We start from the raw sequence: 7405 nt of genomic DNA, 5'->3' as shown, positions 1-7405 counted from the left end.
CCGTTGAATTTGAAAACGAGGGCGAGGGCACGGCTTTCGGAACTTATGTTACAGATGCTCTTGACGCGAATCTTGATGATTCCGTTCTTTCCGTGCGGGATTTCTATTCCGTTGACTGGGCAACGAATGCGCAGACGCCCGCCAATTTCCCTTACGCCTATGACCCGCACACCCGTACGCTCACCGTATTTACCGGCGATGCGGGGCCGCGCAAAGGCGGCAAGTTTACCGTTGAGACACGCCTGCGATCCGACATGCCCGCCGGTGTTCCCATATCAAACAGCGCGACGGTGTTCTTCCCCAGCGATTTGGAAGAGACCCGCACCAACGCGATAATCTCAGTCGTGCCAAACAACCCGCAGCTTGCCTATACCGGCGATTTGACCGCGTATTATAACGAATACGCCGTGTTGTCCGCCTCGCTTACCTATTCCGGCGGTGCAATCGCCGGCAAACCGGTCAATTTCTCCATGAACGGACAGGTTTTTGTCGCCACCACGTCGGCCAGCGGCGCTGCTGTCACCTATGTTCCTTTGGATACCGTGCTGCCCGGTTCATATACCGTCACCCTAGCATTTCCAGGTGACGGGTTTTATTACACATCCTCAACCCAAACCGTCACCTTGTCGGTTGAAAAAGAGTATGCCCGGATTCTGGATTTCTCCACGGTAACCTATTCCACTGTTTCCGTGCCGGTGGCGGTGCAGATTGCCGCCGCAAACGGCGCGTCGCTGCGGTTCCAGGACACCGAGCCTAAAACGCTGAGGCTGTTTTTTGCGGACGGTTCCACGCGGACCGCGCTGGGCAGCGCCGTCGTCTCAAGCGACACGGCGCATTTCGTTTTTGACTTGCCGCATCCGTTGCGCGTGGAATATGCTTTGGAAGCCGAATTCGACGGCGACAGCAAGTATTACGGCACTGTCGGCGTCAGCACGCTCACCGTCGTTGATGTCTCAAGTCCGGTAATAACCGTAAGTTCGCCTGTTGCGGGAGCGTCGTATGCCGGCGCGGTGCCGGTGCGTTATACCGTAACCGACAATCTTGACCCCGCGCCAACCTCGTATGCGTATCTGACCAGCCTTGCCACCGGCGCGACGGTGTTCGCCGCCAACAACGCGGATGTTCCCGCCGCGTCGCTTTCAAACGGAAGCTGGACACTTACCATCGCCGCGCAGGATTTCGCCGGCAATATCTCATCGGTTACGACCGGAGCGTTTGATGTCTCCGTTTTTGTTGACACCACCCCGCCCGCCGTTAATCTTGTGTTCCCGTCCACATCCGCCGTCGGCGTGGAGCAGGCGTTTACCGGCGTTGTGCCGGTTGTCGCAAACGCGTATGACGCGAATTTATCGTCATGGACAATCAGTTATGCGGCGTCAACGACGGCGGCAGGGGTTCTGATAAGCTCCGGCTCGGTCGCGTTGTCGTCTTCAACGGCTGTTTTGTGGAATACGGCGGGGCTGTCGGGCGGATATAATTTGCGCGTGGAGGGCTGCGACACGGCGGGGAACTGCGCGGCTTTGGCCGCGCCGGTTTATATCGGCGTTCCGGCACTGGCGCAGGTCATGGGCCGCCGCGAGAAGCTGCGGCTGAACCTGACCACGCCGCGCGGCGTGGCGGTCGGTCCCGACGGGCTGGTATGGGTGGCCGACACCGGGGCGGACCGGGTGATAGCGGTCAACACCTCCGGCGTGGTGGTGCGCGAGCTTGGCGGCGGGCTGGTCCGCCGGGGCGGACTGCGGCTGAACAAGCCGCAATCCGTGGCGGTTGACCCGTCGGGGAATGTGTATGTCGCGGACACTTACAATCACCGCATTCTGAAACTCACGCCCGGCGGCGCCGTGCTGCTAGAGATAAGCAAAACCGGGCGCAGGCCGTACCAGTTGTTTTTCCCGTCGTCGGTGGCATTGGACGCGGCGGGCAATATCTACACGGCGGACAAGAACCTGTCGCGCGTCAATGCGTTCTCGCCCGACGGTAAGCTGCTGCTTTCCTTCAGCACCAATCTGTCCGCCGGCGATTATCAGTTGCGCGACGGCTACGGCTCCTCCGCCTGGGAGTCCGCCCTGCGGCTGATATTTGACGCGTTCATGTCCGGGTATTCGCGTCCGGCGGGGATAGCGGTGTCCTCCGGCGGCGACATCTGGATTTCGGACGAGCGCGGCAACCGGCTGATGCAGTTTACCCCGTCCGGCAAATTCGTGAAATCGCTGTCCGGGTTCAAGCGGCCCGCCGGATTGCGTTTTGACCGCGCGGATATGGTTTATCTGGCCGACCGCCTGGGCAGCCGTATTCAGAAGCTGGACCGGTCCGGGCGGGCGTACTGGAACATAACCGGGTTTTATATGCCGGCAGATGTCGCGCTGGCCCCGGACGGCAGTTTATGGGCGGTGGACGCATTCCGCTGCGCATTGCTGCGCTACGGGCTGCCGCCGTCAACGGGCGGACGGGCGCGCAGCGGCGCGTCCGCGCCTGAAGAAACGGTCTCGGCGGAACAATCGTCGCTGCTTGCGCGGCTTGAGCCGGAGCATTCGCTTTATGTTACCGATGAGGGCGTCAAGGTGGGCAAAGTGGTTGACGCGGCGGGCGGAGCGGTGAGCTATACCGGCGGCGCGCGGGTTATTCTGCCGCAGGGCGCGCTGGCGGGCGAGGCGGAAATAACCGTCATGCAGTCAACGCAAACCGAGGTTCAGCGCGACGCTTACCTGAAAACGCGCAAGCTCATGCCCGCCGGCGCGCCGTATGAATTCGGGCCGGAGGGGATGGTATTCAGTTCGCCCGCGACGCTGACCATTCCGTATGACGCCTCTCAAATCCCGGCGGGGAAAACGGAGCGCGACCTTGCTGTCTACAACTGGGACGAGGCTTCGCAAACCTGGCAGCCGGTGGAATCGCAGCTTGCGGGCGGCGCGCTGACCGCGCAGACAAACCATTTCTCGCTCTATCAGCCGATGGTGCAGGGCGTCAACCCGATGGCGGCGGTAACATTCGCGTTCCGGCAGTTCTATGTGTATCCCAATCCGGCCAAAGGCGGCAACAAGCCGATATTGCATCTTGAATGCGGCATAGGCGATGGCGCGGACATCAGGATTTACGACGTGTCCGGCCAGTTGCGCCACAGCGCGCGCATGGACGGCGCGCCCAACATATCATCGCCGGAATACGCATACGAATATACCTGGGACATGAGCGGCGCAGGTTCAGGCATTTATACCGCTATCATGGAAGCCCATAACGGCGGCGAGACCGTCAAAGCCAAAAAGAAGTTCGCGATAGTGAGGTAATGCCATGAACAAGTTTATAATCGCATTACTGGCGGCGACGATAGCGCAGCAAGCCCACGCGGCGACAACCGGCTCGGCTTTTCTGAAAATCACTCCCGGCGCGCGCGAGCAGGGCATGGCAAACGCGGTAACGGCGTTATCAGGCGGCGCGCAGTCGGTTTACACAAATCCCGCCTCCGTCGCCGGCGATGGCATGGAAGCCGCGTTGTCGCATGTGGAACTTGCACAGGAAAACAAGCTGGAAAACATCGCGTTCGCGCATAACGCGCTGGGCGGGCGAATGGCTTACGGTTTTACATACCTGCACTATGGCGATTTGGACGGGCGCGACACAACCGGCGCGCAAACCGGCACATTCACCGCCTATGATATGGCACTGCAAGCCGCATACGCCAGAAATTTTGGCAAGCTGTCATTGGGCGGCGTGCTGAAAGCGGTGCGCAACAAAATTGAGGAAGAATCCGGCACAGGCTACGGCTTTGACGCGGGCGCGATTTACGACCTGGAGCTATTCCGGTTAGGCGCGTCAATCGTCAACGTCGGCAAATCCGGCAAAGTGGGAACGATAGACGAGAACCTCCCCGCGACAGCGTCGTTCGGCGCAGCAACGACAATCAAAACAGTCACACTTGCGGTTGATTTCAAACGCAACATCCCGGAAAATTGCAGCACGATAGCGGCAGGCGCGGAAGTCGCGCTGCACAGCATTCTGGCCCTGCGCGCGGGTTACAGCAAGGACATCACCAACACCAATATCCCGTCGGACAACCTGCTGGGTTTCAATGCTGGTTTCGGGATAGCGATAAGCAAGCTCCGTGTGGATTACGCCTATACATCGCAAGGCGAACTGGGCAACAGCCACAGGTTCACGCTGACGGCGAAGTTTTGATAAGACATACCAGAAACGCAAGCGACCCACGCAATAGCGCAGCTCCATTTCCCTCCCCGAGTTCCCCGACGATATTGACGCTTGCAAAAATGTAGCCAAAATTCAGGGCGTGACACCGGCCTGGCTGCGCGCTAAACTATTGATGTCGAGGCAAAGCGCAAACATTATGGCTGCCTCGATTCCCCTGCGTTTACGCTTTTCCCTGAACGACCTTGACGCGCTTGTTCTCGTCCTTGACGACGCGCCAGCCTTTGCGGGTATACGTCACCATCCGCGCGCGCACGTTGGCTTCAACATCTTTGCCTCGCGCGGCGTCGCCGGCTTTATTCCGCACTTCAATGGCGATGTCGTCCACGGTATGTCCGCCGCTGAGCAGAAACGGGTCTATGATGGACGCCAGCGACACGCCGCGCGGCTTGGCGGCGGTTGCGCTGACGGCGTTTGTCTGTTCCGGCAGTTTTTGCTTCGGTGCAGCGGCCTTTGCGACCTTGCCGCCCGCGTTGCCATTAACCGGCTTCAATTCGTAGTCCGGCCCGCACCGAAATACGATTCCGCTGGTCAGCGTCATCACGAATTTGCCGTCCTTCTCGCCGGTCATAGTGACAGTCGCGCCTTTCTGCGTCAGGTATTTATGTCCGACTTTCGCGTCGCGCGCTTTCATAATGTCGCCTCCCGTTTCGGAATTTTGCTTCCCGCCACCAGTGAATGTACAGCAACTTCGCGCAGAAATCAAGGCTTTCCTTCACCGGTTTCTCAGACGGAAAACAGCATCAGAATTGCCTTGATGTTTCGCGGAACTCATTGTAATCTTCAGGTGAGGAGGGAAACGATATGACGACGAGAACCACGACGGGCAAACAGGCGAAATACTACGTGGCGGCGGTATCAACGACGCTGGCGGGAACGAGGTTCCGCAGCACGATACGCCGCACAATCGGCAAGTTTGACACGGCGGACGAAGCGCGGGCTTTCGCCGAAGCGCAGGCCCGCCGCCCGGAGGTGGCAAACGGCAAAAGCCGCATACGGTTCATCATTCAGCATAAAGGCCGGACAATCGCGCAGATAGACGCGCGGGAGGCGATATGACACTCATCCTGAAAGCCCGCTACATCAGCCTCAAGCAAAACGGCGGCGAAAGCTACGTGGAAGACCTGCCGCTGAAAGGCAAATTGGAGGAATACCTCCCGTTCGCCCAATTAAAGCTGTCCGACGTCCGCCGGCTGCTGCCGAACGCAAAATGGGCAATCACGGTTGAGGAGCTATACCGCGATCCCGCCAGAATGAACCGGCGGCATTACAAAATCATCAACGCCGAAACCGGCGAGGAGAAGACCTCGGAGGCCATGCTATGAAAATCCGGCTGACAGTGGATATCGAGCTTCGCATGGGCTGCGGCCCGGAAACCGGCATGAGCCTTGCCGGCTACATGCCCGACGGCACGACATACAAAGACCTTGTCTGGGTATTCGGCAAACCGCGCCCGTATGCCTTCCCCTGCGGCAAAACCCGCGTTGAATGGCCCGGCAAAATCAACGGACTGGAATTCATTATTTACGACTACAAATCCCCCGTCCCGCCGGAAAAGAACACCGACTGGCACATCGCCGCCAGAAGCGAAGTAACCGCAAAACTGGTAGCAGCATATTTTCGTGCGATGAGGTAACCCGTGAAAGCAGCATTATACGCCCGTGTATCCTCGCAAGGCCAGGCGGACAGGGATTTGTCGATTCCTGCCCAGTTGAAGGCTTTGCGCGAATACGCCGACAAGAAGGGCTGGCCCGTCGCTGCTGAATATATAGACGAGGCCGAGTCCGCCCGTTCCGCCGACCGGCCCAAGTTTCAGGAAATGATTTATGACGCCAAGCTTAAGAACAAAGCGTTTGACCTCATACTGGTCTGGAAGTTCTCGCGGTTCGCCCGCAACCGGGAAGATTCAATCCTTTACAAAAAACTGCTCAAAAAGCACGGCGTAGACGTGATTTCCATCAACGAGCCGATAGACGACACGCCCTCCGGCCACCTCATGGAGGCTATGCTTGAGGCGGTAGACGAATTTTATTCAATCAATCTGGCCCATGACGCGATGCGCGGCCTCAAAGAGAACGCCACACGCGGCTACCGCAACGGCGGCACGCCGCCATACGGCTACCGGATGGGAAAGGTCGTCGTGCATGGCGCCCCGAAGAATAAGTTGGTCGTGGAGCCTGCCGAAGCGATTATCATAAAACGCATGTTCGAAATGTCCCGGCATGGCGTCGGCCTCAAAGAGATTGTCCGTGCGCTCAACGGCGAAGGCCTGCGCACCCGCGCCGGTCGGCCTTGGAGCATAACGGTAGTCCATTACATCCTGACCAATGAGGCTTATACCGGCGCGAATATATTTAACCGTCATAACCACGCCGACGGCAAATACGCAAAAAACCCGAATGAGGTCATCGTGCGTGTGCCGAACACGCATGAGGCTATAGTTTCCAAAGAAGTCTTTGAAACCGTGGCGAGATTGATGAAGGAACGCGCCCCGAAGGTCATGCACCCGCGCGAAACGGTCAGCGAATATCTGTTGAGCGGGATGGTCTATTGCAAACAATGCGGCGCGAAGATGATAGGCGTCCCCGCGAAATCCGGCCAATTCCACTATTATGTGTGCCAGAATTACCTCAAACGCGGCAAGGAGGTCTGCGACTGCGGATTCGTAAACCGGCAGAAGCTGGAGAACGCGGTAATCAGCAAACTGCGGGAGAACGTGCTTACGGCCAGAAACATCGCAAAACTGATAGAAGCGGTAAACGAGGAGATAATCGCCTCAAAAGGCGGCGTGAAGGACGAAATAGCGGCCATGGAGCTTAAAATCGCGGACTGCAACAAGCGGATGCACAAGCTCTATAACGCGCTGGAGACCGGGCTTATGGAATTAGCCGACCTTGCGCCCAGAATCAAAGATTTGCGCGGTCAAATCGCGGGGTTGGAGGAAGCCTTGAGGGCGTTGAAAGCGCGGCAGGAACGCGATATTCTGGCGATTTCAGGCCCGGAAATAGCGTGTTATGTCAAAGAGGTACAGGAGTTCCTCCAAACCAGCACACTGACTGAATCAAAGGCGTTCCTGCGCCAGTGGATAAAGCGGATTGAGGTGGACAAGGACAAAGACGGCGGGACAATAGAATATTACATGCCGGTGAAGGCGGATATCCCCGGTTCGCGCCATGCGGTTATATCTATGGAAAAATCTGGCGGA

Annotated in this window: 7 protein-coding genes; 6 read left to right on the top strand and 1 reads right to left on the bottom strand. The window is 58.2% G+C overall.

The annotated features are described in order from the left end of the window. Together WC421_11595 and WC421_11590 are read left to right on the top strand one after the other, a co-directional pair. Window positions 1-3284, top strand: a 3284-nt coding sequence (locus tag WC421_11595) for a hypothetical protein (protein MFA5162870.1), incomplete at its 5' end; no start/stop codon positions are given. 4 nt (window positions 3285-3288) lie between these two features. Beyond that, window positions 3289-4173: a PorV/PorQ family protein gene (locus WC421_11590; GenBank protein MFA5162869.1), complete on the top strand. Its 885-nt coding sequence runs from the start codon at window positions 3289-3291 to the stop codon at window positions 4171-4173. 190 nt (window positions 4174-4363) lie between these two features. Here the strand turns inward: WC421_11590 and WC421_11585 are convergent, their stop codons facing one another. Continuing rightward, window positions 4364-4834, bottom strand: a complete 471-nt coding sequence (locus tag WC421_11585) for a hypothetical protein (protein ID MFA5162868.1) — start codon at window positions 4832-4834, stop codon at window positions 4364-4366. Window positions 4835-5004: 170 nt separating this feature from the next. Here WC421_11585 and WC421_11580 point away from each other — a divergent pair, with 170 nt between their 5' ends. From WC421_11580 to WC421_11565, 4 genes are all read left to right on the top strand, one after another. Then, window positions 5005-5259, top strand: coding sequence for a hypothetical protein (locus tag WC421_11580; GenBank protein MFA5162867.1), 255 nt, complete (start codon window positions 5005-5007; stop codon window positions 5257-5259). Beyond that, entirely contained in the window at window positions 5256-5525 is a 270-nt protein-coding gene (locus WC421_11575; GenBank protein MFA5162866.1) for a hypothetical protein, read from the top strand. The genes WC421_11580 and WC421_11575 overlap by 4 nt, the downstream gene beginning before the upstream one ends. Then, on the top strand, window positions 5522-5836 hold the full coding sequence (locus tag WC421_11570; protein MFA5162865.1) for a hypothetical protein: 315 nt from the start codon (window positions 5522-5524) through the stop codon (window positions 5834-5836). The genes WC421_11575 and WC421_11570 overlap by 4 nt, the downstream gene beginning before the upstream one ends. Before the next feature lie 3 nt (window positions 5837-5839). Continuing rightward, the coding region (locus WC421_11565) for a recombinase family protein (GenBank protein MFA5162864.1) at window positions 5840-7405 on the top strand (1566 nt) is incomplete at its 3' end.

It is taken from the genome of Elusimicrobiales bacterium (genome assembly GCA_041651175.1).
Taxonomy (GTDB): domain Bacteria; phylum Elusimicrobiota; class Elusimicrobia; order Elusimicrobiales; family Elusimicrobiaceae; genus JAQTYB01.
This window is presented reverse-complemented; position numbering and strand designations above follow the sequence as displayed.